This is a genomic window from Xanthomonas sp. NCPPB 2632, from assembly GCF_041228075.2.
Classification (GTDB): Bacteria; Pseudomonadota; Gammaproteobacteria; order Xanthomonadales; family Rhodanobacteraceae; genus Luteibacter.
Window position 1 is genome coordinate 3,765,746 of record NZ_CM192979.1, and the last position, 26,689, is coordinate 3,792,434.

The 26,689-nt window shown below is 67.5% G+C and carries 23 protein-coding genes and 1 pseudogene; 5 read left to right on the forward strand and 19 right to left on the reverse strand.

Translation table 11 applies throughout. The annotated features are described in order from the left end of the window. The first annotated feature begins 12 nt into the window (after window positions 1-12). A complete protein-coding gene (locus AB8808_RS16060) occupies window positions 13-261 on the forward strand; it encodes a DUF1653 domain-containing protein (protein ID WP_369930620.1) in 249 nt (82 codons plus the stop codon). Continuing rightward, window positions 258-815 carry a ribosome biogenesis factor YjgA gene (gene yjgA, locus AB8808_RS16065; RefSeq protein ID WP_369930621.1) on the forward strand — a complete coding sequence of 186 codons (558 nt, stop codon included), beginning with the start codon at window positions 258-260 and terminating at the stop codon, window positions 813-815. Before AB8808_RS16060 ends, yjgA begins: the two co-directional genes overlap by 4 nt. Window positions 816-882: 67 nt before the next feature. On the opposite strand, the gene tldD is transcribed toward yjgA, so the two are convergent. The 3 genes and pseudogenes from tldD to AB8808_RS16080 form a co-directional block, all read right to left on the reverse strand. Then, entirely contained in the window at window positions 883-2,322 is a 1,440-nt protein-coding gene (gene tldD, locus AB8808_RS16070) for a metalloprotease TldD (protein ID WP_036140281.1), read from the reverse strand. A 171-nt stretch (window positions 2,323-2,493) separates the two neighbouring features. Further along, window positions 2,494-2,745 (reverse strand): annotated as a pseudogene (locus AB8808_RS16075) (HigA family addiction module antitoxin); the annotation flags it as partial. 12 nt (window positions 2,746-2,757) lie between these two features. Continuing rightward, entirely contained in the window at window positions 2,758-2,871 is a 114-nt protein-coding gene (locus AB8808_RS16080; protein WP_369931278.1) for a type II toxin-antitoxin system RelE/ParE family toxin, read from the reverse strand. A 331-nt stretch (window positions 2,872-3,202) separates the two neighbouring features. Here AB8808_RS16080 and AB8808_RS16085 point away from each other — a divergent pair, with 331 nt between their 5' ends. Then, window positions 3,203-4,399: a sterol desaturase family protein gene (locus tag AB8808_RS16085; RefSeq protein WP_036140279.1), complete on the forward strand. Its 1,197-nt coding sequence runs from the start codon at window positions 3,203-3,205 to the stop codon at window positions 4,397-4,399. A 71-nt stretch (window positions 4,400-4,470) separates the two neighbouring features. Here AB8808_RS16085 and AB8808_RS16090 read toward each other — a convergent pair whose 3' ends face one another. The 13 genes from AB8808_RS16090 to AB8808_RS16150 all read right to left on the reverse strand — a co-directional run bounded on the left by AB8808_RS16090 (window position 4,471) and on the right by AB8808_RS16150 (window position 21,021). Next, window positions 4,471-8,328: a YhdP family protein gene (locus tag AB8808_RS16090; RefSeq protein WP_369930622.1), complete on the reverse strand. Its 3,858-nt coding sequence runs from the start codon at window positions 8,326-8,328 to the stop codon at window positions 4,471-4,473. 30 nt (window positions 8,329-8,358) lie between these two features. Next, a complete protein-coding gene (rng, locus tag AB8808_RS16095) occupies window positions 8,359-9,843 on the reverse strand; it encodes a ribonuclease G (protein WP_036140276.1) in 1,485 nt (494 codons plus the stop codon). 55 nt (window positions 9,844-9,898) lie between these two features. Next, complete coding sequence (locus tag AB8808_RS16100) at window positions 9,899-10,456, reverse strand: Maf family protein (RefSeq protein ID WP_369930623.1); 558 nt, start codon at window positions 10,454-10,456, stop codon at window positions 9,899-9,901. Window positions 10,457-10,466: 10 nt separating this feature from the next. Next, window positions 10,467-10,937: a 23S rRNA (pseudouridine(1915)-N(3))-methyltransferase RlmH gene (rlmH, locus tag AB8808_RS16105; protein ID WP_036140272.1), complete on the reverse strand. Its 471-nt coding sequence runs from the start codon at window positions 10,935-10,937 to the stop codon at window positions 10,467-10,469. 7 nt (window positions 10,938-10,944) lie between these two features. Beyond that, window positions 10,945-11,331: a ribosome silencing factor gene (gene rsfS, locus AB8808_RS16110; RefSeq protein WP_081916412.1), complete on the reverse strand. Its 387-nt coding sequence runs from the start codon at window positions 11,329-11,331 to the stop codon at window positions 10,945-10,947. 88 nt (window positions 11,332-11,419) lie between these two features. Next, the gene (nadD, locus tag AB8808_RS16115) at window positions 11,420-12,079 is read right to left on the reverse strand and encodes a nicotinate-nucleotide adenylyltransferase (protein ID WP_369930624.1); all 660 of its coding nucleotides are present in this window, start codon (window positions 12,077-12,079) and stop codon (window positions 11,420-11,422) included. A 5-nt stretch (window positions 12,080-12,084) separates the two neighbouring features. Next, window positions 12,085-13,047, reverse strand: a complete 963-nt coding sequence (holA, locus tag AB8808_RS16120) for a DNA polymerase III subunit delta (RefSeq protein WP_369931279.1) — start codon at window positions 13,045-13,047, stop codon at window positions 12,085-12,087. A 60-nt stretch (window positions 13,048-13,107) separates the two neighbouring features. Continuing rightward, complete coding sequence (locus AB8808_RS16125; RefSeq protein ID WP_036140265.1) at window positions 13,108-13,689, reverse strand: LPS-assembly lipoprotein LptE; 582 nt, start codon at window positions 13,687-13,689, stop codon at window positions 13,108-13,110. Window positions 13,690-13,691: 2 nt separating this feature from the next. Continuing rightward, entirely contained in the window at window positions 13,692-16,439 is a 2,748-nt protein-coding gene (gene leuS / locus AB8808_RS16130) for a leucine--tRNA ligase (RefSeq protein ID WP_369930625.1), read from the reverse strand. A 1,021-nt stretch (window positions 16,440-17,460) separates the two neighbouring features. Next, a complete protein-coding gene (locus AB8808_RS16135) occupies window positions 17,461-18,051 on the reverse strand; it encodes a PqiC family protein (RefSeq protein ID WP_369930626.1) in 591 nt (196 codons plus the stop codon). Further along, complete coding sequence (locus AB8808_RS16140) at window positions 18,048-19,727, reverse strand: PqiB family protein (protein WP_369930627.1); 1,680 nt, start codon at window positions 19,725-19,727, stop codon at window positions 18,048-18,050. Before AB8808_RS16140 ends, AB8808_RS16135 begins: the two co-directional genes overlap by 4 nt. Continuing rightward, window positions 19,724-20,344 (reverse strand): paraquat-inducible protein A, encoded by a 621-nt coding sequence (locus AB8808_RS16145; RefSeq protein WP_285406106.1) that lies wholly within the window; start codon window positions 20,342-20,344, stop codon window positions 19,724-19,726. The genes AB8808_RS16140 and AB8808_RS16145 overlap by 4 nt, the downstream gene beginning before the upstream one ends. Continuing rightward, window positions 20,341-21,021, reverse strand: a complete 681-nt coding sequence (locus AB8808_RS16150; RefSeq protein WP_369930628.1) for a paraquat-inducible protein A — start codon at window positions 21,019-21,021, stop codon at window positions 20,341-20,343. The genes AB8808_RS16145 and AB8808_RS16150 overlap by 4 nt, the downstream gene beginning before the upstream one ends. Before the next feature lie 120 nt (window positions 21,022-21,141). Between AB8808_RS16150 and trxA the strand changes: the two genes are divergently transcribed. Then, a complete protein-coding gene (trxA, locus tag AB8808_RS16155) occupies window positions 21,142-22,014 on the forward strand; it encodes a thioredoxin (protein ID WP_369930629.1) in 873 nt (290 codons plus the stop codon). A 15-nt stretch (window positions 22,015-22,029) separates the two neighbouring features. Here trxA and AB8808_RS16160 read toward each other — a convergent pair whose 3' ends face one another. After that, window positions 22,030-22,473, reverse strand: coding sequence for a DUF4442 domain-containing protein (locus AB8808_RS16160; protein WP_369930630.1), 444 nt, complete (start codon window positions 22,471-22,473; stop codon window positions 22,030-22,032). Between the two features lie 176 nt (window positions 22,474-22,649). On the opposite strand from AB8808_RS16160, the gene AB8808_RS16165 reads away from it, so the two are divergent. Continuing rightward, on the forward strand, window positions 22,650-24,527 hold the full coding sequence (locus AB8808_RS16165) for a M61 family metallopeptidase (RefSeq protein ID WP_369930631.1): 1,878 nt from the start codon (window positions 22,650-22,652) through the stop codon (window positions 24,525-24,527). Window positions 24,528-24,610: 83 nt separating this feature from the next. Here the strand turns inward: AB8808_RS16165 and AB8808_RS16170 are convergent, their stop codons facing one another. Next, the gene (locus AB8808_RS16170; protein WP_369930632.1) at window positions 24,611-26,005 is read right to left on the reverse strand and encodes a sensor histidine kinase; all 1,395 of its coding nucleotides are present in this window, start codon (window positions 26,003-26,005) and stop codon (window positions 24,611-24,613) included. Then, a complete protein-coding gene (locus AB8808_RS16175; protein WP_369930633.1) occupies window positions 26,002-26,667 on the reverse strand; it encodes a response regulator in 666 nt (221 codons plus the stop codon). The genes AB8808_RS16170 and AB8808_RS16175 overlap by 4 nt, the downstream gene beginning before the upstream one ends. Window positions 26,668-26,689 lie beyond the last annotated feature (22 nt).

Here is a 26,689-nt window from a genome sequence, read left to right on the forward strand (position 1 = left end):
CATGGAACCGTTATGAGCATCCGTGTCGGCTATTACCGTCACTTCAAGGGCATGCCCTACCGCGTGCTGGGCACTGCCCGGCACAGCGAGACGATGGAAGAACTGGTCGTCTATCAGGCCCTCTATGGCGAGCACGGCCTGTGGGTACGCCCGGCTGCCATGTTCGCCGAAACGGTGCAGCATGAAGGCCGCGACCAACCCCGTTTCGCTTTCGAACGCGATGCCATCGATCCGCTCACCAGCCAGGAGACACCGGCATGAGGACCCATGACGATCGTCCGAAGCCGGACGCGGAAGACGAAGAAGATTTCGGTCCCAGCCGCAGCGAGCTACGCCGCAACGCACTCGACATGCTGAAGCTGGCCGGCCAGCTGATGGACCTGCCGCCCAGCCGCATTCTCAAGCTGAAGCTGCCCGAAGACATCGTCGACGAGATCGGCCGCACGCGGAAGATCACCGCGCACATCGCGCGCAAGCGGCAGCTGGCCTATCTGGCGAAGCAGATGCGCCGCCACGGTGATGAGGCGTTCGTCGACGCACGCGCCGCCCTGGGCGAGGACCGAGACCGGCAGCGCCAGGAAGCGGCCCACATGCATCGGTTGGAAGCGGCCCGCGAAAAACTGCTTACCGGGGGCGACGAGGCCCTGGGCGAGCTGTTCGACACGCATCCCCACCTCGACCGCCAGCATGTGCGTTCCATCGTCCGGCAGGCGCGCAGCGAACGCGAGGCGAACAAGCCGCTGCATGCGTTCCGCGAGATCTACCGCCTGCTGAAGGAGCTGGAAGCGTCTTCCGAGGACGACGCTGCCGAGTGATGCGGTGTTTTGCGTGGCGCGCCGTGTACCGGCCGCGCCACGCAGGGGCGGTACGGCGGGCCTTATGTCAGGCCGCCGTACCGCCCACCGTCATGCCATCCACGCGCAGCGTCGGCTGGCCCACGCCGACCGGCACGCTCTGGCCGTCCTTGCCGCAGACGCCCACGCCTTCGTCCAGGGCCAGATCGTTGCCGATCATGGACACACGCGTGAGCACCTCCGGCCCGGAGCCGACCAGCGTGGCGCCCTTCACCGGACGCGTGATCTTGCCGTCCTCGATGAGGTAGGCCTCACTGGCGGAAAACACGAACTTGCCGTTGGTGATGTCGACCTGCCCGCCGCCGAAGTTCACCGCGTACAGACCGCGCTTCACCGAGCGGATGATTTCTTCCGGCTCACGATTGCCGGCGAGCATGTAGGTGTTGGTCATGCGCGGCATGGGGAGCTGCGCGAACGATTCGCGGCGGCCGTTACCCGTGGACTTCACGCCCATCAGGCGGGCGTTGAGCTTGTCCTGCATGTAGCCCTTGAGGATGCCGTTCTCGATCAGCGTAGTGCATTCGGTCGGCGTGCCCTCGTCGTCGATGCTGAGCGAACCGCGACGCCCCGGAAGCGTGCCGTCGTCCACGATGGTGACGCCCTCGGCCGCCACACGCTGGCCGATGCGGCCCGTGAACGCGGAACTGCCCTTGCGATTGAAGTCGCCCTCCAGGCCGTGGCCGATGGCTTCGTGCAACAGCACCCCCGGCCAGCCGGGCCCGAGCACGACGGTCATGCTGCCTGCGGGTGCATCAACTGCCTCGAGGTTGACCAGGGCCTGGCGTACCGCTTCGTCGGCGAACGCATGCGCCCGACCGTTCTCGATCAGCTCACGATAGCCATAGCGCCCGCCGCCGCCCGAGTGACCCTGCTCGCGACGACCGCCCTGTTCCGCGATGACCTGCACGTTGAGGCGCACCAGCGGGCGCACATCGGCCGCGAGCGTGCCGTCGGAAGCGGCGATCAATACCGTGTCCAGCGTGGCGGCCAGGCTGACGACCACCTGCTTCACCCGCGGATCGCGCGAGCGTGCGTAGGCGTCGACCTCGCGCAGCAGCGCGATCTTTTCTTCATTGGGCAGGCTTTCCACCGGGTCGATGGCCGGATACAGGCCGCGGCCCGTGGCGATCGCCAGCGGCCGGCCGGCACCCGCGCCGCCCTGGGCGATGGCACGCGCCGCGCGCGAGGCCTCGAGCAACTGGGGCAAGACGATCTCGTCCGAATAGGAGAAGCCGGTCTTCTCGCCCGAGATGGCGCGTACACCTACGCCCTGTTCGATCGAATGGCTGCCGTCCTTGACGATGCCTTCCTCCAGCACCCACGACTCGCTGCGCGAGTGCTGGAAATACAGGTCCGCCGCGTCGATCGACGGCCCCATCAGCTGGGAAAACACGCGATCCAGGTCGGTGGAAGCGAGGCCGCCGGGAGTCAGCAGGCGACGTTCGGCAAGGGAAATCAGGGAATCCATCAAGGGGCGCCGTTAGCGATGGGGGAGACCCCACAGGTGGGGCCGGATGGGGTCAGCTTAAACCCTGCAGACCCTTTTCGCAGGGGCTGTCTTGCGGCGGTTCGCCACCGGCTCGGTGGGGCCTGCCTTGCTCGTCTGCTCCCAGGGAACGATGGCATCGAGGACATGAGCCAGGGCGTCCCGCGTCATTTCCCGGTCGTAGTCGGCTTGCAATCCGGTCCAGAACCAGTCCGACATGCCGAAATAACGCGACAGCCGTAATCCGGTGTCGGCCGTGATGGATCGCCGTCCGGCGACGATCTCGCCGATACGTGGGGCGGGAACACCGATCGCCTTGGCCAGGCGATACTGCGAGATACCCATGGGCTTGAGGAACTCCTCGAGCAGGATCTCGCCCGGATGAGGATAGGGAATGTCGCGCATCGTGGGTTCCTGTCAGTGATAGTCGACGATGATGACGCCGTGCGCATGTCCGTCGCGCCAGATAAAGCAGATCCGGTACTGGTCGTTGATCCGGATGCTGTGCCATCCGGAGTAGTCGCCGTGCAGCGGCTTGAGGCGATTGGAGGGGGGGAACCCTCAGTTGCTCGATCGACTCGGCCCGATGGAGCATCGCAAGCCTGCGCATGGATGGCTTGGCCATATGACTCCATTTCCGGCTTTGCCCGTCGAAAAAAGCTCGCGAGTCGCAGCGTCGCCGAACGACATGATCATGTTAGTAACGTTGCTCGATAGTAACGAACAGAGATACTATTCACAAGGCGTCTAAACGTATGCCGGTGGCGCCCAGGTCGTAAGGTAAGCGATTGACCCGCAACGGCCGGCCCAAGCCCGTTCGAATGCTAGGATGCTCATACAAACTCACCGGAACGGAGCCTCCATGAGCAGGGGAAAGAAACGGGCCTTCGTCCGTCGTGTCGCGGCGGAGCCTGTCCGTCGCGCGGAAGCCGTGGTCGACGAAACACGCGATCTGTTGCATAGCAGCGGCCACCTCGACCCGCGCAAGGCCATGGTCAGCACCGCGATCGCGCTGTCGCTCGGTTTTCTCGGCCTGCTGGCGGTCATCGCTTTCCACTTCCCGCAGTACCTGACCACGCCGGACCTGCGGCACCGGTATTCGGTGGACGTGCTACGCCAGGCGCTACTGGGCGCCCTGCTGATCGCGGGCGGGCTGTCGCTGGCCAACGTGATCCTGGGCCGGCGGCGCAACCTCAACATCGCCGCCTTCGTGCTGGTCATCGCCGCCGTGGCACTTGGTGGCTCGCGTGTGCCGGTCGGTGCGTTTCCCGACCACACGCCTTACATCGGCCTGGACTGGTTCATCCTCGACCTGCTCGGCTCCACGCTGCTGTTCGTGGTGATCGAGAAGCTGTTTCCGCTGTATCGCGGGCAGTCGGTGTTCCGCTTCGAGTGGCAGACCGACATGAAGCACTTCGCCGTGAACCACTTCCTGGTGGGTCTGGCGCTGCTGGTGGTGAACTTCCTGATCCACCACGGGTTCGGCTGGCTGACGGGAAGCGACTTCCAGCGCATGGTGGCCGGCATCCACTTCGTGCCGCAGCTGCTGCTGTGTGTGCTGGTGGCCGACCTGGCCCAGTACGCCACGCATCGCGCGTACCACGAGGTGCCGTTCCTCTGGCGTTTCCATGCGGTGCACCACAGCGTGAAGACGATGGACTGGCTGGCCGGATCTCGCCAGCACATGCTGGAGTTGCTGTTCACGCGCGTCTGCGTGCTGGCGCCGCTCTACGTGCTGGGATTCAGCGAGGCGGTGATGAACGCGTACATCCTCGTCGTCGGCTTCCAGGCCGTCTTCAACCATGCCAACGTGCACCTGCCGTGGGGGCCGTTGAAGTACGTGATCGTGACGCCCGACTTTCACCACTGGCACCACGCTTCCGACGACGAGGCGATCGACAGGAATTACGCGGCGCACTACGCGTTCATCGATTACCTGTTCGGCACCGCGGTGAAGTCGACGAAGCGGTTTCCCGAGAAGTACGGCGTGGTGGGCGATTACATGCCGGAAGGGTTCGTGCGGCAGCAGATGTTTCCGTTTCGGCGGCAGAAGCCTTAGAAACGGGGTTGCGTGTCACGCAACCCTGTATCGCGCACATCGTGCGCTCCTACGGAGGCTGGTTGCGTGGGTCAGGGGGTTTCGCCCTTTTCGATGGGGGTGAACACGGGTTTGTCCCAGCTGCCGGTGACGTGGTAACGCTTGCGCGCGGCCTGGTTGAGGCCGCGGCCGAGCAGGCCCTGCACCGCCAGCCCGGCGGCGGCGCCGACCGGGCCACCGGCCAGGGCGCCGACCACGGGCAGGCTGTTGCCGAGGTGCGGTACCACGAGCACTTCCTGGTCGTAGTCGCGGGCCTTGAGGCCGGCACGGCCGGTGATGGTGATATCGGCGGCAGGGCCGCGGATGGCGAGGTTGTCTGTGCTGGCGTTGCCATCGGCGAAACGGAAATCGCCGGTAATAGAGTCGAAGGCGAAGCCCTTGCCGAGCACGTCGCCGAAGTCCAGCGCCATGCGACGCGGCAGGTCGGTCACCGAGACCAGGCCGAACAGGCGGCCGACGCCGGGCTGCACCTCGAGGATGCGGCCCTTGGCGACGTCCACCTTCAGCGTGCCGTCCATGTTCGCCAGCGCCAGGGCCGACGGGCCACCGGGCCAGGTGGCGTCGAGGCGTGCCGAGGTGCGGCCGCCCTGCAGGATGCCGGCAAATCCGAGTGCGTCGAACATGCGCGCCACGTCTTCCGAGGCGAAATCCATGGCGAGGTGGGTGCGGCTACGCGTCTCGTCGCCGGTCCAGTCGCCCGACGCGGTGATCTGCACGTTCTTGGACTGCGCACGCAACTGGTCGATGTGCATGCCGTCGTCGGTCGGCCAGGTTTCCAGCCGCGCCTCGCCCAGCTTCGCCTTGCCCAGCCGCATGTCGCTGACCTGCAGGTGCATCGGCGGCAGGCTGGCCGGCGCCACGCCCGCCTCGTTCGTGTTGGCGGGTTTGCCGCCGGCAGCGGACGCGTCTTTCGCGTCCTGCGCCTTTGCGGCGGTGGAGGCTACCGTCGTCGCGGCGCCCGCCGCGGTCTTGCCCTTCTTCGCCGCGTCCGCGGCGTCGTCTGCCGAGGGCCACCATATCCGGTCCATGCGCGCGGTGATGCCGCGGCGGCGCATCTCGTCGTTGGGCACGGTGAGTTCGCCCGCCAGGCCTTCCCCGTCCACCTTCAGCGAAAGCGCCTGCGGGCCGGGGTTGGCCATGATGTGCAGGCCGGAGAAATGCTGGCCGAACACCTCCGCATCGTCCGCCACGAGGTCGAGCGCGCTCAGGCCCGGCCCGCTGCTGCCCCCCGTGGACAGGCCGACCACGTATTGGACCCAGCCCGAGACGTCCAGCCTGGCGGCATGACCGCCGATGAGGTAACCCTGCGCGGGCAGCGCGGCGGGCACGACGCTGCCCAGGTTGAAGGCGGCGGCGAGAGGCACCGTATTGGTGGGCAGCCGCAGGCGGCCGCGGACCACGTCGCCCAGCGCCAGGTCCAGGCGGGCGCCATCGACCGGCAGGCCCACGCGCACCGACAGCGGCTGCGCCGCGGCGGCCGGCTTCTTCACCGGCGTCGGCAGCAACAGCTCGACGCCGCGCAGGTCCGAATCCACGGTGAGCGCCTGCGCCGTCGCGTCGCCCTGCCCCGTGCGGCTCAGGTCGAAACCGATGCGGAACGTGCCGCGCCCCTTGCCGATGTCGGCCAGCCACTTGAGGGTGTCGTACGGCCGCAGCATCTCTTCCAGCGTGAACGCACCCGTGACCGATGCCGTGACGATCTTCGCCGGATCGCCCGTACCCCCGGCAATGGCCAGGTCGAGGCTGGCCGGTTGCCCCTGGAACCGGGTGGTCAGGCCCTTGGCGGTGAACCCCTTGCCGTCGAAACGCATCGGCCCGGTGATGCCGTCCAGGCGCAGCTTCCAGTCGTCGGCCACCAGGTCGGCGTCCTTCAGCGTGGCCGTGCCGTCCAGCGTGAAACTCTTCGTATCCTTCAACGGCAGCATAAGGCTGAAGCCGAACTCGCCAGTGCCGCCCAGTTTGATCTTGTCCAGCGTGTCGCGACTGCCCGCGCCGACCGGGCTGTTCTTGACCAGGTCCAGGTAGCTGGCACCGGTGCCCGCACCGCTCAACGTGAGGTTCAACACGCCCTCGGCGAAATCGTCGATGGTCGCGGACGCGGAGCTGACTGCATTGCCGAGCGAATGGCCCTCGGTGGCCTCGATCGACATGCTGTTGTCGACGAAGCTGGCGACGGCGGCGATGCCTTCCGCGCGCGGCCAGCCCGTGCCGTAATCGAGCACGGTGTCGTCGACGACGGCGCGGCCTTCGAAACGGCCTTCATGGTTACGGAAGGGAAAATCGCGCAGGTTGCCGCGCACCAGCGCTGCGCCGCTTTCGATGTGACCCGAGACGATCGCGCGGTTCAGCCAGTTCTGCGAGCCCTCGGACATGCCATGGATCGGCCAGAACAGCTTGGCCGCCGAGATGTCGCCCTCGCCCATCGCCACGTACATGTCCAGGAACGGCCCCGTATCGGCCGCGGGCAGAACGTATTCGCCACGTACCTGGCCGGTGAAGTCCTCGCCGCGCACATCGAGCGGATCGATGCCGATGTGCCAGTCGCCGTCCTGCGGGTAGACGACGATGTCGCCACTCAGCGACGACAGCACGAACGGCTTGCGGAACATTCCCGTCGCATCGATCGTCGTCGCCTGCGTGGGCAGGCTGAGCGACAGCGCCTCCGCATCGCCCAGCACCTCGCCCTTGAGCGACGACAGGCCCGGCAGCGTGCCGCTCGCGTCGATGCCAAGGCCGGAGAAGCCCGCGCGCACGAACGCCACGCCGGTGGCGGAATTCCAGTCGGCACGCAGGTCGTCGAAACGGCCACGCGGGTGGCCTTCGGTGAGCCAGCGCGACAGGGCCGGCGACATCCGCGGAAGCAGGCCGGCCCAGGGCAACAAGGGCGCCAGGTCGACCTGGCGTCCCACCAGCGTGCCGTCGGTGGTGTCGCCCGTCGCGCGCAGCAGCAGGGCGATATCGCCGCCGTCGCGGGCGGCCCAATCGATCCGCTGGCCCTCGGCGGTGCGCCGGAGACGGGCGATCCCGTGCAGGCCGGCCGTTTTCACGGTGCGCTCCGGACCGCGCACGCCCAGGCCGTCGAGATCCAGCCGCGAGGTCATCCGCACCACGCGGGCATCGCTCCAGTCCAGCCAGGTTTCGAACGCGCCCTTGCCGGAGGCCAGTGCATAGCCGCCGGCCGTGAAATCGCCGGTGAGCGCGGCGAAATCGACATCGGCGCCGTGCACGTATACACGGCCGCTGGAACCGTCCAGCGCGAAGCGGCCCGCCGCGGTAAGCACCGTGGGGACGTTTTCGCGGCGGAGGTTGCCGCCCAGGCGTATCGCGTTGTCCTGCAGGCTGGCGCGCAGCCGATCCACCACCAGGCCGTAGTGCCGCTGGGTGGTCTCGTCGTCGATATCCAGGCGCAGGTTGGTCACCCACAGATCGGCCGCCAGGTTGCCGAGCGACACCGTGCGCCGGCCGCCGTCGCCGGGAAGCCCGTCGATGCTCCAGCGGCCGTCGGGTGCGCGGCGCAGGCCCAGGCGAAGGTCGCTCAGGCGGAGGTTGAGCAGGTGTCGCGAGGGCAGCACCAGCGCACCGAAGTCCAGCTTCACCGCCGCCTGCGGCAGGTGCACGGGCTGACCGCCCTCGGTGGGCACCACCGTGACGTCGCGCATCACGAACAACGGCCCCGACGGCTGCCAGAATCCTTCCAGCGAGGCGAAACGCACGGGCCGGTGCAGGGCGTCGCTCAGCAACGACGCCACGCGATCGGGGTAACGGGCGGCCAGCGGCAGCAGCAACTGCCCCAGCGCCATGAGCAACGCGAGCGCGATGAGCACGCTCGCGACCAGACCGATGAGGAAGAACCGCAGGCGTCTCAGGCGATGGCGCCAGCCGGAACTCACCGGCCGACGTGCCGGCGACGCGCGCCGGGCTTAGAGGAGAACGACATCGAACTGTTCCTGCGAATAATGTTCTTCCGCCTGGAAGCGGATGCTCTTGGCGATGAATTCTTCCAGCTCGGCCACCGCCGTGGATTCTTCCTCGAGGATGCGGCCGACCACCTTGGGGCTGGCCATCACCAGCAGCTTCTGCGCGTTGAACTGGCGCACGGCACGGGTGATTTCGCGGAAGATTTCGTAGATCACCGTCTCGGCGGTTTTCAGCGTGCCGCGACCGCTGCACGACGGGCACGGCTCGCACAACTGGCGCTCAAGGCTTTCGGTGGTGCGCTTGCGCGTCATTTCCACCAGGCCCAGCGCGGACATCGGATAGACCGTGGTTTTCGCGTGGTCCTTCAGCAGGCCCTTCTCGAGCATGCGCAACACCTGCCGCTTGTGCTCGTCGTCGATCATGTCGATGAAGTCGATGATGATGATGCCGCCGAGGTTGCGCAGGCGCAGCTGGCGCGACGCGGCCTGTGCCGCCTCGAGGTTGGTGCGGTACACGGTTTCCTCGAGGTTGCGGCTGCCGAGGTAGCCACCGGTGTTCACATCGATCGTGGTCATGGCTTCGGTCTGGTCGACGATCAGGTAGCCGCCGGATTTCAGCGGCACCTCCTTGCGCAGGGCGCGCTGGATCTCGTCCTCCACGCCGTAGAGATCGAAGATCGGCCGCTCGCCCGCGTAGTGCTCGATGCGGTCGGACAGCACCGGCATGAACTTCGCCACGAATTTGACCGTTTTCTCGTAGGTCTCGCGTGAATCGACGCGCACCTTCTCGATGCCGTCGTTGAGCGAATCGCGTAGCGACCGCAGCGGCAGTGACAGTTCCTCGTAGACCCGCTCGCCCACGCGGGCCTTCTGGATGTTTTCCTGCACCACCCGCCACACCTTGCTCAGGTAGGTGACGTCGAAGGCCAGGGATTCCTCGGACTGGCCCTCGGCGTTGGTGCGCACGATGTAGCCGAGATGGTTCTCGCCGATCAGCGGCAGGATGATGTCCTTCAGGCGCTGGCGCTCGCTTTCCTCCTCGATGCGCACGGACACCCCCAGGGTGCGCGAGTGCGGCAGCAGCACGAGGTAACGCGACGGGATGGACAGGTGCGTGGACAGCCGCGCGCCCTTGCTGCCGATCGGGTCCTTGACCACCTGCACGACGATTTCCTGGCCCTCGTGGACCAGTTCGCTGATGGGCGGGACAGGGCCGTGGCCGCCGGATTTACCGTCGGGCGCATCGGTGGGCGGAAGCGCCGGGCGAACGATGTCCGACGCATGCAGGAACGCTGCGCGGTCGAGACCGATCTCGACGAACACGGCCTGCATGCCCGGCATGACGCGTTGCACGCGGCCCTTGTACACGTTGCCCACGTAACCGCGCCGGCTGGCACGCTCAACGTGGACTTCCTGCAACATGCCGTTCTCGACGACGGCCACGCGCGTCTCACGCGGCGTGACATTAATCAGGATTTCCTCGCTCACTGCGTGCCCTTTTCCATGAGTCATCCCGCTTTATATCCCGCGCGTCCCGCGACTGTCACGGACCGCGAAGAAGCCGGGAGGTTTCGAACAGGGGCAGTCCCATCACGCCGGTGTAACTACCGGAAAGGTGCGCGACGAAGGCCGCGGCGCGGCCCTGGATCGCATACGCGCCGGCCTTGCCGAAGCATTCGCCGGTATCGATGTAGGACGCTATGTCGTGATCGGAGAGCGACGCGAAGCGCACGGTCGATACCGACACCACCCTGCGTTGCTCGCCTGCCTCCACGAGCCATACGGCGGAGATCACGCGGTGCTCGTTTCCCGAAAGACGCCTCAGCATGGCCACCGCGTCGACGGCATCCCGCGGCTTGCCGAACACCTCATCGCCCTGCACCACTTCGGTATCGGCGCCGAGCACGCGCGCGCCCGGTTCGGCCGCGACCAGCGCAAACCCGGCATGCGCCTTGTCCCGCGCCACGCGCGAGACGTAATCGTCGGGCGATTCGCCGGCGGTGCGGATCTCCTCGACATCCACGTCGAGGGTGCGGTGCGCCTCGCCGATCTGGCCGAGGAGTTCGCGACGGCGCGGCGATTGCGAGGCCAGGTAGAGCACGGCGGTTCCTTCAGGCGCGATGGTAGGGATGCCCGGCCACCAGCGTGGTGGCGCGGTAGAGCTGCTCCGCGAGCACGAGGCGCACCAGCATGTGCGGCAGCGTGAGCGGGCCGAGCGACCAGCGTTGGTCCGCGCGCGCCAGCACGTCCGGCGCATGGCCGTCGGGGCCGCCGATCAGGAAGGCGAGATCGCGCCCGCCCATGCGCCATTGTTCCAGTTGCTGGCCCAGGTCTTCGCTGGACCACGCCTTGCCGCGCCCGTCCAGCGCCACGACGTGGATGTCGCGCGGCAAGGCGGCGAGGATGGCGGCGCCTTCGTCGAGGGTCGCGCGCACGTCGTCGCGGCCCTTGCCGCGCGTGCCGGGCTTGATCTCGATCAGTTCAAGGGGCAGCTCGTGGGACAGCCGCTTGCGGTATTCGGCAAAACCTTCCGCCACCCAGGCCGGCATGCGCTCGCCGACGGCGATGAGGCGCGCCCGCATGGGCGGATCAGGCGTGGGCGGCTTCGAAGCCGTCGTCGCCGACCGTCCACAGGCGTTCCAGGCCGTAGAACTCGCGGATGCGCGGCATCATGACGTGGACGATGATGTCGCCCAGGTCGACCAGCACCCATTCGGCTTCGGTCTGGCCTTCGACGCCTAGCGGCATCACGCCCGCTTCCTTGGCGAACTTGATGACTTCGTCGGCAATGGACTTGACGTGCCGGGCGGAGGTGCCCGACGCGATGAAGAGGATATCGGCGATGGAGGTCTTGCCGCGAACGTCGATTTCGCGGACGTCCTTGGCCTTGAGGTCTTCGAGGGCCGCGACCACGCGCTGGCGGAGGTGCTCGTTGCTGATGGCGGGCTTGGCCTTGCGGGATGCGGACGAACTCAAGATACGAAAACCTCGTACGGCGGAATGCCGGCGTTGGGCGAAGTATACCCCCGCCCGCCCGGGGACGCGTCAAATGCCTCGGCAGCTTTCAGCGGGCGGCCCGGGGCGGGGACGCGGCGTCCGCCAGCGCACGGTACGGCGCCAGCAGTTCCGGAGGATCGAAGCAGGTCGCGGGCATCAGGAAACGTGGCTCGTGGCCGGCGGCAAAGGCCTCGCGGATGGCCGTGGCGGCGATGTCCAGCGGCGTGATGGCGATGTCCAGCACGCCGCCGGCCGGCCCCTGCGGGTGGGTCCCGCGGCGCCCGGCGATGAAGTCGGCCAGTTCCGAAGAGGGGGCGTGGCTGACCCCAGGGCGGTTCAGCACGCCCACATGGGCCAGCGTGAACAGGTCGCGCCAGCGCTGCCAGGAGGCCAGCCCGGCAAAGGCGTCGGCCCCCACCAGCAGCACCAGCGGACGCACGGGGCCGATCTCGGCACGCAGCGACGCCAGCGTGTCGATGCTGTACGAGGGGCCGTCCCGGTCCAGTTCGCGGGTGTCGATCCGGAGCCGGTCCTGCCCGGCCAGCGCGGCGCGCAGCAGGGCGACCCGGCCGGCCGCATCGGCCACCGGCGGCGGCCGGTGCGGCGGCGTACGCGCGGGCACCAGCCGGACCTCGGCGTCGAGGGCTTCGGCGGCTTCCCACGCGGCACGCAGGTGGCCGTGGTGGATCGGGTCGAAGGTGCCGCCGAGGATGGCTAGCGGACGCATGTCGCTCACGCGAAGGCAGCCGCCGCGCGGGGCTCGGCGATGGCGGCTATCAGCCGTTCGGCCTCCAGCCACGGATTGCCCTGCTCGCGGCCCTTGGCCATGCGGTCGATGCGGGCGGCCCGGGCCAGGCAGGCCATCCAGTGCTCGCGCGGCGCGCGGCGCAGGGCCTTGCGGAAGAGTTGTTCGCGCGCGGGCCATAGCCGCTCCACCTTCGCCTGCGCCGCGAAATCGCGCGCGTTGGCCAGACGCAGTGCCAGCTGCAGCTGGTTGACCAGCCAGCCCATCAGGGCGATCAGCTCGTCGCCCTCGGCATGCAACCCGGCCAGTATGCGCAGGGCACGGCCGCCCTCGCCCGCGAACGCGGCGTCGGTCAGCTTGAAGGCGTCGAAGCGGGCGCTGTCGGCCACCAGGCTTTCCAGCGTCGCGGCGTCCAGCCGCTGGTCGCCCGCGAGGACCACCAGCTTGTCGATTTCCTGGGCGGCCGCCAGCAGGTTGCCCTCGACCCGCTCGGCCAGCATCGCCACGGCATCGGGACTGGCCTTGACCCCGCGGGACGCCAGACGCTGGCCGACCCACTGCGTCCATTCGTGCGGGCGCGGCGCATTGAAGACCACCTGGATACCGCCGCGATCCACCGCCTTGGTCCAGACCGCCTCGTGCTTGGTGCTCCACTCGGTGGCGGTGATCAGCAGCGTGGTATCCGGCGGCGGGTTGCCGACGAACTCGGTGATTGCCGCGCTGCCGTCCTTGCCGGCACGCCCGCCCGCCAGGCGCAGGTCGAGCAGGCGCTGCGTGGCGAACAGCGACAGGCCGGCCGAGGATCGCGCCAGGTCGTCCCAGTCGAAACGGCTGTCCGCTTCAAGCACCTCGCGCTCGCTGAAACCGAGCCGCCGGGCCATGGCCCGTACGGCATCGGCGGCTTCCAGCACCAGCAGTTCCTCGCCGGCCAGCAGGTACACCGGCGCCATGCGGTCGCCCGCGAGGTGCTTCTGCCACTGGCCCGGACTGAACGGCACGGCGTTATCCGCTCAGTGCGCGGTCGACGAGGCGGGCGCGGGCGCGGACGGCGTGGCTGCGGCGGCCGCCGCAGCCGCCGCGGCCGGGTGCACCGTCGCTGCTTCGAGGCGGAACAGGATGGCCTGTACCATGTCGCCGACCAGGCTGCGCTGCAGCTCTTCGGTCTGGCTGGCGGTGCCGATCGTGTTCTGGGCGTCGTAGCTGAACTCGCGCGACATATCGACGCTCTGCGGCGCGATGATGAGGCTGCCGTCGCCGGCCTTCGCGTTGAAATCGACGTGATAGCGCACGGCGTATTCGGTGACGCGCGCGGTGCCGCTGACGGTCAGCGAATCCGTACGGAAGTTGTTCGAGGTGATCGCCAGTTCGGCGGCATCCACGGAAGCGTGGTCTACCACCGTCACATCGGCGTTGGTCAGCGCGCGCGACAGCTCACGCTCGAGGCGGCCACCCCCGGCGACGGTCAGGTGGATCTTCTGCATGCCCGGCGGCAGCGCCGCGGACTGGCGCAGATGGAAGCCACAGGCGCTGACCAGCCCCACGACGGCAACGAGGGCGGCGACACGGAGCGAACGGAGCGGGGTCGGGCTCATGGTTATCCTGCGACGATGTTGACGATCTTGCCGGGCACGACGATCACCTTGCGCACGGTCTGCCCTTCCAGCAACCGGGCCACGGCGGGCTCGGCCCGGGCCATGGCCTCGGCATCTTCCTTCGATGCCGCGGCCGGCACCTCGATGGTAGCGCGAAGTTTGCCGTTCACCTGCACTGCGTAGGTCAGCGAGTCGCGAACCAGCGCCGCGGGATCGACCGCCGGCCAGCCGGCATCCTCCACCAGCGTCTCGCCCTGGCCCAGCACCTGCCATAGCGCATGGGACAGATGCGGCGTGAACGGGTTGATCAGCTGGACGATGGCGGTGAAGGCCTCCTGGCGCAACACCGAGCCGGCGGCGCTGGCATCGTCGAACCGGCCTAGCGCGTTGAGCAGCTCCATCAGCGCAGCGATGGCCGTGTTGAAGGACTGGCGGCGACCGATATCGTCGGTGACCTTCTGGATCGTCTCGTGCAGCTGGCGGCGCAACGTCCTGCGCGAGGCCTCGGCCGCCGCGCCATCGCCCTGGGCCACCGCGGCGGACTCGACATGGGCCGTGACGTCACGCCACAGGCGCCGCAGGAAGCGGGCCATGCCCTCCACGCCCGCCTCGTTCCATTCCAGCGACTGGTCCGGTGGTGCGGCGAACATGGAGAACAGCCGCACCGTGTCCGCGCCGTACTTGTCCACCATGGACTGCGGGTCTACGCCGTTGCTCTTGGACTTGGCCATCTTCTCCACGCCGCCGATCTCCACCGGCAGCCCGTCGCTGCGCAGCACGGCGCCGGTGATGCGCGCGCGCTCGTCGCGCTGCACGTCCACGTCCGCCGGATTGAACCAGGTCAGGTGACCTTCGTCTTCCTTGCGGAAATAGGTTTCGGCGATGACCATGCCCTGGCACAGCAGGTTGGTGGCCGGCTCGTCGCTGTGCACCAGGCCCTCGTCGCGCATCAGCTTGTGATAGAAGCGGAAGTACAGCAGGTGCAGGATGGCGTGCTCGACGCCACCGATGTACTGGTCCACCGGCGTCCAGTAATCGGCGCGCTCGTCCACCTGCGCCTCGGCGCCGGGGCTCGTGTAGCGCGCGTAGTACCAGCTGGACTCCATGAACGTATCGAAGGTGTCCGTCTCCCGCTCGGCCGGGCCGCCGCAGGTCGGGCAGGTGGTCTGCCGCCAGGTCGGGTCGGCCTTGATCGGCGACTGCACGCCGGAGAACGCGACATCCTCGGGCAGCACCACGGGAAGCTGGTCTTCCGGCACCGGCACCGCACCGCAACTCGGGCAGTAAATCACCGGAATCGGGCAGCCCCAGTAACGCTGGCGGCTGACGCCCCAGTCGCGGATGCGCCAGTTGACCCGGCGCTCGCCACGGCCGGTCGCGGCCAGCTTCGCCGCGATGGCGTCGAACGCCGCCGCGAAATCCAGCCCATCGAATTCACCGGAGTTGATGAGCGTGCCGTGCTCCGTGTACGCGCCGACCGTCTGGATGTTGGTCTCGAACGTCTTGATCGTCTCCACCGCGGCGGACACCTGGTACGCATCCGACGAGCCGCCGTCCAGCGCGTTCTGCACGGTGTCGGTGCCGTCGGCCGCCAGGTCGCGCTTCAGTTCGGCCACGGCATCCACCACGCCGCGATCGACCACCACCATGTGGATGGGCAGGGAATACTTCTGGGCGAACTCCCAGTCGCGCTCGTCGTGACCCGGCACGGCCATCACCGCGCCGGTGCCGTAGCCCATCAGCACGAAGTTGGCGACCCACACCGGCACCTTTTCACCCGTGAGGGGATGCACGGCATCGGTACCCGTGTAATACCCGCGCTTCTCCTGCGTCTCCAGCTCCGCCTCGGACACACCGCCGGACCGGCAGCTGGCGATGAAGTCGGCCAGGCCGGGGTTGTCCGCCGCGGCACGCGTGGCGATGGGATGCTCGGCCGCCACCGCCACGTACGACACGCCCATCAGGGTGTCCGGCCGCGTGGTGAACACCGTCAGCGGCTCGGCCTGGCCGTCCACGTCGAAGGTGATCTCCAGGCCTTCGGAACGGCCCAGCCAGTTGCGCTGCATCGTCTTGACCGCGTCGGGCCAGCCCGGCAGCGTGTCCAGGCCGTCCAGCAGCTCCTGCGCATAGGCGGTGATCTTGAGGAACCACTGCGGGATCTCGCGTTTTTCCACGGTGGCGCCGGAGCGCCAGCCCTTGCCGTCGATCACCTGCTCGTTGGCCAGCACCGTCTGGTCGACCGGGTCCCAGTTGACGACGCTGTTCTTGCGGTACACCAGGCCCTTCTTCATCAGCCGGGTGAACATCTGCTGTTCCCAGCGGTAGTACTCGGGACGGCAGGTGGTGACCTCGCGGGTCCAGTCGTACGCGAAGCCCATGCGCTTGAACTGCTCGCGCATGTGCTCGATGTTCTTGTAGGTCCACTTCGCCGGCGCGGTGTTGTTCTTGATCGCGGCGTTCTCGGCGGGCAGGCCGAAGGCATCCCAGCCCATCGGCTGCAACACGTTGCGGCCCTGCTGGCGCTGGAAGCGACTGATGACGTCGCCGATGGTGTAGTTGCGGACATGGCCCATGTGCAGGGCACCCGACGGGTACGGCAGCATCGACAGGCAGTAGTACTTGGGCTTGTCCGAGTCTTCGGTGACCTCGAAGGCACGGGTGTCGTTCCAGAAGCGCTGCGCGCTGCTTTCGACGGCGGCCGGGGCGTAACCGCCCTGCTCCCGCGCGCCCTGGTCGGGGGTGTCCTGCATGGTGTTCGCTACCGGTAGTTGCTCGGGTGGCCGCGCGGGAAAAGCGCGGCGCTCAATCGCGGGAGACTAGCTTAATGGGGGGTTTGAAGGCAAAAGCTGGGCCTTGGAGCTTGGAGCAGGAGCTGTTGCGACTTGGAGCAAGAGCCGGCGGGTGCCACCCTCGTGGCCACGCCTGCGGCGACCCGTCAAGGAAGGGCCGCTCCGCGGCCGTTTATCTATTCCCCTTCGGGGCGGGTCGGGCTTCGAACGGGGATTTTTGATTCGCCATCCATGGCTCAGCAAAAATGGCCGGCCGTCCTGGCCGGCCCCCTTCGGGCCTTGTCCGTTCGAACCCCTCGCCTGCGGCTACCGGCCACGAGGGTGGCACCCGCCGGCTCTTTCGACGACTGAGGTTGCGTGTGGGAAAAGCCAAGAGCCAGGTTTCGCTGCGTAGCTGGGAACGCTCGCTTGCCTGTTGCGCACGGCATCGGTCGCCTTAGGTGTGTTGAGGGTTCGCGCACATCGTGCGCTCCTACCCCCGCCGGCGGATCACGCGTTCCACACCCTGCCTACCCTGGTGTAGGAGCGCACGATGTGCGCGAACAGCCAACAAAGCGCTGACGCCGTACCCCGACCCCTGCCCGCCCATCACCACGCGCCGCTCGCCCAACACCCCACCTCAGTTTGGGGAAGAGCCGGCGGGTAGCCCCCTCGGTGCCGGTAGCCGCAGGCGAGGGATTCGAACGGACAAGGCCGCGTAGCGGGGCCGGCCAGGACGGCCGGCCATTTTTGCTGAGCCATGGATGGCGAATCAAAAATCCCCGGGCGAAGCCCGACCCGGGCCCGTAGGGCAATAGAAATACGGCCGCGCCAGCGGCCCTTCCTTAGCGGGTCGCCGCAGGCGTGGCACCGAGGGGGCTACCCGCCGGCTCTTGCTCGAGGAGTTCGGCTTTACCGCTTACCGCTTCACCGCTTCGTTGGCTTTTCGCGCACATCGTGCGCTCCTACAGGCACATCGTGCGCTCCTACACGAACACCCCGCTTAACGGCAGGTAGCCGCCTGCCCGCCCGCCACCGCGCGAACCGCCGCGGCAACCTGATCGGCGGCCTGGCCCAGCGCGCGCTGATGCGCATCGACCAGGCTGTCGTAGCTGCTTCCCGCCGGCTCGCTTACCCGCGAGGCGCACGTGCTGGCGGTGTCGCCGCTACGCACGGACCAGCTGGCTTCGAGGGTGGCGTTTCCGCCCACTTCGGAGTCGAAGCGACGCACGTCGAACTGCACGTACACCACCTTGGCGTCCTTGCCGCGCGGCAGGCCGTGCACATCGTGCGTGCCCAGGCGCGTGGAAAGGTCCGCGGCCAGTGCGCCGCGGATCTCGTCGCCGAGCGGCGAAGCCCAGCGTTCGCCGTCCAGTACCGCGATACCGCTGGCGCCCTGGCGCAACACCAACGCGGGCTGGTCGACCTGCGGCGGCACGCCGACGGCCTGGACGTCGATCAGGAACGGCGCGGCGGCGGGTGGCAGACCCGCCGAGGGCGGGATCAGCGTGTGGAAATGGGTGGGCGCCGAGGAGCACGCGGCAAGCGTGCCCAGCAACGTAACGGCGGCCGCGAGGCGAAGTGTCTGGATCATGGCTTTGCTTCCTTGGCCTGCGGAGACGGCGGCGGGGTGATGACCTTGGGCGGCGCGTCGGCACCGCGACCACGCAGCAGCGACTCGGGGTGGCGGCCGAGGTAGTCGGTGAAGGCGCGCACCGAACGCACCGTGCGCTGCAGTTCCTCCAGTGTCACCGTGATGTTCTGCTGCAGCGGCGAATCCGCGGACAGCGCATCGTTGGCCGTGCCCACCGTCTTGTTGACGCCTTGCAACGTCTTCTTCGCTTCCGGCAGGAGTTCGGTGTTGACCTGCTTGAGCGTGCCATGCAGTTCCTGCAGGCTGCCGTCCAGGTTCCTGCCGATGGAATCGAAGGGAATCTTCTCGACCTTGTCGACGATGCTGGAAATCTGCTCCTGCAGGTGATCGAAGTCGCCCGCCGTGGTGGGCACTTCCAGCGGGGACGCCTTCTCGTTGAAGGTCACCTTCGGTGCCTTCTTGTCGAAGTCGATCGCAACGTAGAGCTGACCGGTCAGCAGGTTGCCGGTGCGTGCCTGCGCGCGCAGGCCGTGGTCGACCATGCCATGCAGGATACGCGGCAGCTGCTCTTCCTCGTTGCCGCCGACGGCCGCGCGGAGTTTCTCGTCCGCCTTGCCGAGGCGCTGCGGATAGACCACGGCGCCGACGATCACGGGGAAGGTCTTGCTGACCGGGTCGTAGTCGAGATTGACCGACACCACCCGGCCGACCTTCACGCCGAGGAATTCCACGGGCGCGTCCGGGGCCAGGCCACGCAGCGAGTGTTCGAAACGCATGCGGATGTAGTGCGGCTTGCCATCGGGCGGCGCCAAGGCGGTCTGCTGGTCGTTGAACAGCGTGAAATCGGCCATTTCCGAGGCCGGGGTTTCGTCGTGCGGACCAGGGGCGGACTGGAAGGCCACGCCACCGGCGATCACCGTGGCGATGGACTGCGTGTTGAGTTTCAGGCCGTCCGCGCCCAGCGATACGTCCACGCCGCTGGCATTCCAGAAGCGGGCGTCCCTGGTGACGAAGCGGTCGTTGGGGCCGTCGATGAACAGCTGCAACGACACGCCCTTGCCGTCCTTGTCCAGCTCGTAGGAAACGATGCGGCCCACCTGGATGCGGCGGTAGTAGACGGGCGAGCCGATATCCAGGGAACCCAGGTCGCTGGAGTGCAGCACGAAGCGTCGCCCCGGGGCGCCATGGGTGACCGCCGGCGGTGTTTCCAGCCCCGTGAAGTCGGATTTTTCGTCTTCGGAATCGCCCGCGTCCGCGCCGATGAAGGCACCGGACAGCAGCGTATCGATGCCGGACACGCCGCTGGCGCCGATGCGCGGCCGCACCACCCAGTAGCGCGTGCCCTTGGTCGCGAACGCGCGGGCGTCCTTCTCCAGGTCGATTACCACGGAGATGTGCGTGCGGTCCTTGGACAACCGCATGGTGGTGACCTTGCCGATCACCACGTTCTTGTACTTGACCTGGGTCTTGCCTGCCTCGATGCCTTCGGCGGTGAGGAAGGTGACCGAGATCTGCGGACCGGCCGACAGCGCATGGCTGACCATCAGCGAGATGCCGACCAGCGCCGCCACGATCGGCACCAGCCAGATGAGCGAAAAGCCGAGCTTGGACTTGCGCACCTCCGGCTGCGGCAACTCGTCAGGGGCCGGCGTTTTTCCGTCGTGGGTGTCGCTCATTGCGATTTCCTTTTGTCCCAGATCAACCTGGGATCGAAACTCATGGCCGCCAGCATCGTCAGCACGACGACGATGCCGAAATACACCACGCCAGGCAGGGGCTCGACGCGGCTCAGTATCTTGAAATGCACCAACGCGGACAGGATCGCCACGACGAACACGTCGAGCATCGACCAGTAGCCGATCAGTTCCACGAAACGGTACAGCTTGGAGCGCTGGCGCGGGCCCAGGTCGCTGGACCGCTGCACGGACACCAGCAGGTAGCCCATGATGATGAACTTGAGCATGGGCACGACGATGCTCGCCGTGAAGACGATGGCGGCCAGGCCGGGGGAGCCGGCCTGCCACAACTCGACGATGCCGCTGAGGATGGTGTTGTCGTCCTTGGAGGACAGGCTCTCGGTGCGCATGATCGGGAAGATGTTGGCCGGGATGTAGAACATCGCCGCGGCCAGCAGCAGCGCCCAGGCGCGCGAGATGCTGCCGTGCTTGCGCCCGTGGAGCGGGTTGCCGCAACGCGGGCAATGCGCGTGGGGATCGTCCGTGTACGCGGTGACCAGTTGGCAGACATGGCAGGACATGATGCCCATGTCCACGGCGCGGGGCGGCGTACTCATGCCTTGGCACCCCCGGTCAGGTCCCACAGGTTGCGCGGGTCGTGCGCCGAAAACACGGTGACCAGCAGGGTGAGGAAGCCGAAGGCCCAGATGCCTGCGCCGGGCACCACATCGAAATAGGTATGCGCCTTGACCACGGCGACCAGGGTGCCGAGCATGAATACTTCGATCATGCTCCAGGGCTTCACGCGGACCAGCGCGGACATGGCCCAGGCAAAGCCTGGTGCACGCTGCCCCTTACGGGCGAACAGCAGCACCCAGCCGAAGATGAGGATCTGCGCCAGCGGGAAGAAGAACAGTGTCAGGGCGGTCAGTACGGCCACTATCTGGGCGCCATCCTGCCACATGGCGATCACCGCGCCCCATAGCGTGGTGGCGGCCGTCATGCCCGACAGGCCCAGGGTGACGATGGGCGATACGTTGGCGATGACGAAGACGATGAGCGCGGCGACGATCAGGGCGAACTGGCTGTCCACACCGAGCCACTGGTGGCGCTCCAGCACCGCGCCGCAGACGACGCAATCGGATACCTCCCCGCGCGCAAGGCTGCGTCTCCGGTAAACGGAGTCGCAGTGCTCGCAGATAATCAGGTCCTGACCTTTACGCATGCCAACCCGGCGGCTCCGGGCCGGCTGGCCCTCGGCGCCCATGATCGCAAATCCGCGTAGACGGCGCATGATGAAAAACCTAGGCGCCGGCCTAAAAGCGGTGCCCGGGCTAAATGCATGGGGCACCTTGATATGCTCCCGCCCTTCCCCGACGTAAGGGGCCATCGACCAACGTCCCAGGAGTCCTCCGTGAACAACGCCCCGACCCGCAGTGAACACGTCTTCGACGCGACCACCGCCGGCTTCGAGACCGACGTCATCCAGGCCTCGCTCGAAACACCGGTGCTCGTCGACCTCTGGGCCGAATGGTGCGGCCCGTGCAAGTCGCTGGGCCCGATCCTCGAGAAGCTGGCCGGCGAATACAACGGCGCCTTCCGCCTCGCCAAGATCGACGTGGACGCCGAGCAGGAGCTGGCCGCGATGTTCGGCGTACGCAGCATTCCCACGGTCATCCTGATCAGCGGGGGCCAGGTGGTGGATGGCTTCGCCGGGGCCTTGCCGGAAGGCCAGATCCGCGAGTTCCTGACCAAGCACGGTGTGGCGCCCGCCGAAGCCGCGGTCGAGGAGCCGGCCGAGGTTGCTGCGCCGGAGACCGCCGCCGACGCGATCAACCGCCTGCAGCAGGACATCGCCGCGGAGCCGGACCGCGCCGAGCTCAAGCTCGACCTCGCCCTGGCTCTCATGCGCGCCGGGCAGGTGAAGCCGGCCCAGGCCGAGCTGGACGCCCTTCCGGCCAACCTGGCCACCGATGCCCGCGCCGTTCGCCTCGCCAAGCAACTGGAACTGGCCAGCGCGCTGGACGGGGCACCGTCCATGGCCGAGTTGCGCGAGCGGGTCCAGACGGACGATACCGACTGGGAGGCCCGCGACCTGCTCGGCGTGCGTCTGCTGATCGAGGGCACCGCCGCCGAAGGACTGGACCAGTTCCTGGACATCCTCAAGCGCCAGCGCGACTGGCAGGACGGCCAGGCCAAAAAACGCCTGCTCGCCGCGTTCGCCACCCTTGATGACGCCGCACTGGTCAGCGCCTATCGCCGGAAGATGGCCTCGCTGGTGTTCTGAGTGGCCTCCGGCTGCTCAGCGGCGCTTGCGGCGGACATACAGCTGCTTGCGCACGCTGGCTACCCGCTCGCCCGAGGCGGTACGGATATCGGTGTCGAACCAGCGCAGGCATTTCTCGCCGTTGGCCGCGGCGGTGCGCAGTTCGTCCAGAAGCGCGTCGTCCACCCGGAACTCGGCGAAGACATCCTCGCGACCGGGAGCGATGAAGCGGATCTCGCCCGCCTGGTCCCATACGATGTAATCGTCGCCCAGCGACTTCAGCACCATGATCATCCAGAACGGATCGGTCATCGAGAACAGGTTGCCACCGAAGTGCGTGCGCACGTAGTTGCGGTTGTACCAGGCCAGCTTCAGCCGGACCCGGGCATAGCGGTAATCGTTCATCGTCACCACGCGGATGCCGGTGAACAGGAACGGTGGCCAGGCGTTGAGGATGCGACGGAGCGTGCTGGCTTTCATGGCCGGGATACCTGGAATACGCGAGCCGACATGCTAGCCGCCGACCGCGCCGGGGCGAAGCCACCCGTTTAAAACATGCGCCGGATCACCGGGCGCCGTTACCTTTGGCACACGCCGCGGGTGGGCGAGCTGCCGACTATCGGACGCTACCGTCCGCCAAGGGGAACCCTGCCGCCATGCGCCTGCCGCTCCGTCGTGCCATCCTCGCCGCCGCCATCCTCGCCGCGACGACCTTCTCCGCCACGGCCACGCGCGCGGCCGATATTCCGGTCGCGGCGGACACGCCCTACCCCGGCAACCTGACCCTCGACGTGGACCTCTCCGACGCCGCGAAGAACATCTTCCGCGTCAGGGAGACGATTCCGGTGACGCCCGGGCACATGGTGCTCAACTATCCCGAGTGGATCCCGGGGGTGCATGGCCCGGCAGGTCCCCTGTCGAATGTCGCCGGCATCCAGATCACGGCCAACGGCAAGAAGATCCCCTGGCGCCGCGACACGAAGGAAATGTACGCCTTCCACGTCGACGTGCCCGAAGGCGCCAGCACGCTCGAGTTGTCGTTCGTCTACCTCGCACCGGCCACGCCGAACTACGTGCCGCTGTCGTTCAACGAGGTGTCGTTCTATCCCGCCGGTTACTACGCGAGCCGGATCAAGGTGGATCCAAGCGTCACACTGCCGGCCGGATGGCGCTACGCCTCGGCGCTGGATACCGCCTCGCAGAGCGGCAACACCGTGCATTTCAAGACCGTGAGCTATGAGAACCTCGTGGATTCGCCGGTCATGAGCGGCAAGTATTTCAATCGCATCGACCTGGCGCCCGGCCAGCCCACGCCAGTGCACCTGAACATCACCGGCGACACCGCCGCGGGAGTCAAGGCCACCGACAAGCAGATCCAGGTGCAGCGCAACCTGATCGTCCAGGCCAACAAGCTGTTCGGCGCGCATCACTACGCGCACTACGACTTCCTGCTGGTGACGTCCGACCACACCGGCCATTTTGGTCTGGAGCACCACCAGTCCAGCGACGACCGCCTGTTCGCCAACTTCCTCACCGATGCCGACGTCAACGTGGCCGCGGGCACGCTGTTGCCGCACGAGTACATCCACTCCTGGAACGGCAAGTTCCGTCGGCCGGCCGACCTGTGGACGCCGAGCTTCGCCGAGCCGATGCAGGACGACCTGCTGTGGGTGTACGAGGGCCTGACCGACTACTGGGCCGGCGTACTCACCGCGCGCTCGGGCATCTGGACCACCGAGCAATGGCGCGACTCGCTGGCGGGCATCGCCGCCAGCATGTCGGCGCGCACGGGGCGGTCGTGGCGATCGCTGCAGGACACCGCGGACGGCATTCCGCTCTCGTCGCGGGGCAGCAGCCCGGGGTGGGACAACCTGCGGCGTAGCTCCGACTATTACCCCGAAGGCCAGTTGCTCTGGCTGGACGTCGATACCAGGATGCGCACGCTCTCCGGCGGCAAGCACACGCTGGACGAATTCGCCAAGGCCTTCTACGGCATGGACAACGGCAGCTACACGCCCAAGACCTATACCTTCGAGGACGTCGTCGCCACGCTCAATCGCATCCAGCCGTTCGACTGGGCGGGTTTCCTGCGCCAGCGCCTCGACTACACCGGCGACACCCTGCCCGAGCACGGCATCGAAGGCGGCGGCTGGAAACTGGTGTACGACGACAAGCCCTCGCCCTTCGTCATCACGGGGGAAAAGATCCGCAAGGCAGCCAACTTCACCTATTCGCTCGGCATCCAGGTGAACGAAAAGGGCATCGTCACTGACGCGCAATGGGACGGTATCGCCGCAAAGGCGGGCCTCGTACCGGGCGTGCAACTGGTCGCCGTCAACGGCAAGGATTATTCCCCCCAGGTGCTCAAGGACGCGGTAACGGCCGCCAAGGGCACATCGACGCCCATCGAGTTCCTGGTCAAGAGCACCGACGACTACGCGACGATCAAGGTCGACTACCACGGCGGCCTGAAATACCCGCACCTGGTGCGCGGCGACGGCAAGGACCTGATCGGCGCCATCGCCACGCCCTGATCGACGCTGCCGCCGTGCCACACGCCATCCCAACGCGGCCGTAGGAGCGCACGATGTGCGCGAAAAACGCCCCCCCCTGTCGATCACCCCACCGGCAACCCCACCACGACCCGCAACCCCGAACCGCCCTCGCGGTCCAGCAGGTCGATGGTGGCGCCGTGCAGCTGGGCCGCACGCTGCACGATCGACAGGCCCAGCCCATGGCCTTCGCCGTGCGTATCCGCCCCGCGCTGGAAACGGGTGAACATGGCCGCGCGACGCTCCGGCGCAATGCCGGGACCGTCGTCCGTCACGACGATGCGCGCCGCGCCGTCGACCGTGTCGATCGACAATTCCACATGTCCGCCCGGCGGCACATGCCGGAACGCGTTCTCCAGCAGGTTGCGCATCAACGCCCCCAGGGCGACGCCATAACCCTCTACGAACAGGTGGTCCGGCAGCTCGCGCACGCTCAGCTCGACCTGTCCGTTGCCGATCAGGGGCGACAATTCGTCGATGACCTGCAACGCCAGTTCGCCCAGGTCCACCCGGCTGCGCGGCCCGGCGGCGGCACCGGCCTCCAGGCGCGCCAGGTCCAGCAACTGCTCCGTGCGCCGGGCCAGCGAGACGAGGCATTCGCGTGCCGCCTCAAGCGCCGAGCGTGTCGCCGCGTCCGGCTCCGCCGAGGCCATCGCGTCCTCCAGGTTGATCATGGTCGACGCCAGTGGCGTGCGCAGCTCGTGGGCCACATCGGCACTGAAACGACGTTCGCGCTCCAACGCCCCTTCCAGCCGCTCGATCTGCTCATTCAAGGCGATGAGCACCGGCTGCAATTCGGTGGGCGCGTCGACCAGATGGATCGGCTCACGGCTGCCGGCCTCGCGACGGGAGAGCGCATCGGCCAAGGCTTCCAGGGGACGCAAGCCGCGACGGATCGCCCAGCCGACCAGGATAGCCAGCAGCGGCAACCCCAGCAGGGTCGGCAGGCCGTGCTCGATCCACAGGGCGCGGGTGATCTCGTGACGGCTGTCGTAGCGCTCGCCCGCCCGGATGGTGATCCCGTCGCGCTCCATGATCAGCGTGAACACGCGCCACTCGTAACGACCGTTCACCACATCCTCGAACGCCCCGTCGGCGGCGTGGGTGTCGGGCAGCCCGGCCAGATTCTCCGTGCCCAGCAACAGATGACCATCGCTGTCGCGCACCTGGAAACCCACTTCGGATTCGAAGGTACGGCCCTGCACGGTCAGTTCCTGTGGATGGTTGGACACACTGGGCACCAGCAGGCGAGCGTTGCGCTGAGTGCGCAACTGGTCCACACCGATGCGCCCGACCAGCACCTCGAGCGTGCGCGCGGCCTGCGCCAGGCGACCGTCCGACAACTCGTCCACTTCCTCCAGCGTGCGTTTCGCGCTGAGCACGCCCAGCGGCAGCAGCACCACCGCCAGCATGAATACGATGAGGACGAGCAAACGGGAACGCAGGCTCAGCGGCTTCACATCGGTTCCCGCGGCACCATGTAGCCGAAGCCACGCACGGTCTGGATCGCGCCGGGACTGAGCTTGCGTCGCAGCGAGTGCACCAGCACCTCGAGCGCGCTGGTACTCATCGCGCTGTCGGGACCGTACAGCGAGGTTTCCAGCGATTCGCGACGGACGATCCGGCCCGCGCGCTCCATCAGGGCCTGCAACAACGAAAATTCACGCCGTGTCAGTTCCACTTTCTCGCCGCGCCAGTGCACATCGAAGCTGCCCAGGTCGAGGCTGAGTGCCCCCGCCTCCAGCTTGTTCACCGCCGCGCCGCGCACGCGCCGTGCCAGCGAACGGATGCGCGCGGCCAGTTCGTCGAGGTGGAAGGGCTTGACCAGGTAGTCGTCCGCCCCCGCATCCAGCACCTGGATACGCGAATCCAGGGCATCGCGTGCGGACATCACGATCACCGGCGTGGTCACCCGCAGCCGGCGGGCCTCGCTCAGCACCTCCATGCCGTCGCGGCCGGGCAGGCCCAGGTCGAGCAGCACCAGGTCCGCATCGTGGTCGCGCAGCGCGACCAGCGCCTCGTTGCCGTCGCGATACCAGCTGACCGTGTACGTCAGGCGTTCCAGGGCGCGACGGATGGCATCGCCGAGTCGGGCATCGTCTTCGACGAGAATGATGTGCAAGGCGGTGCCCTCCGGGATAGGA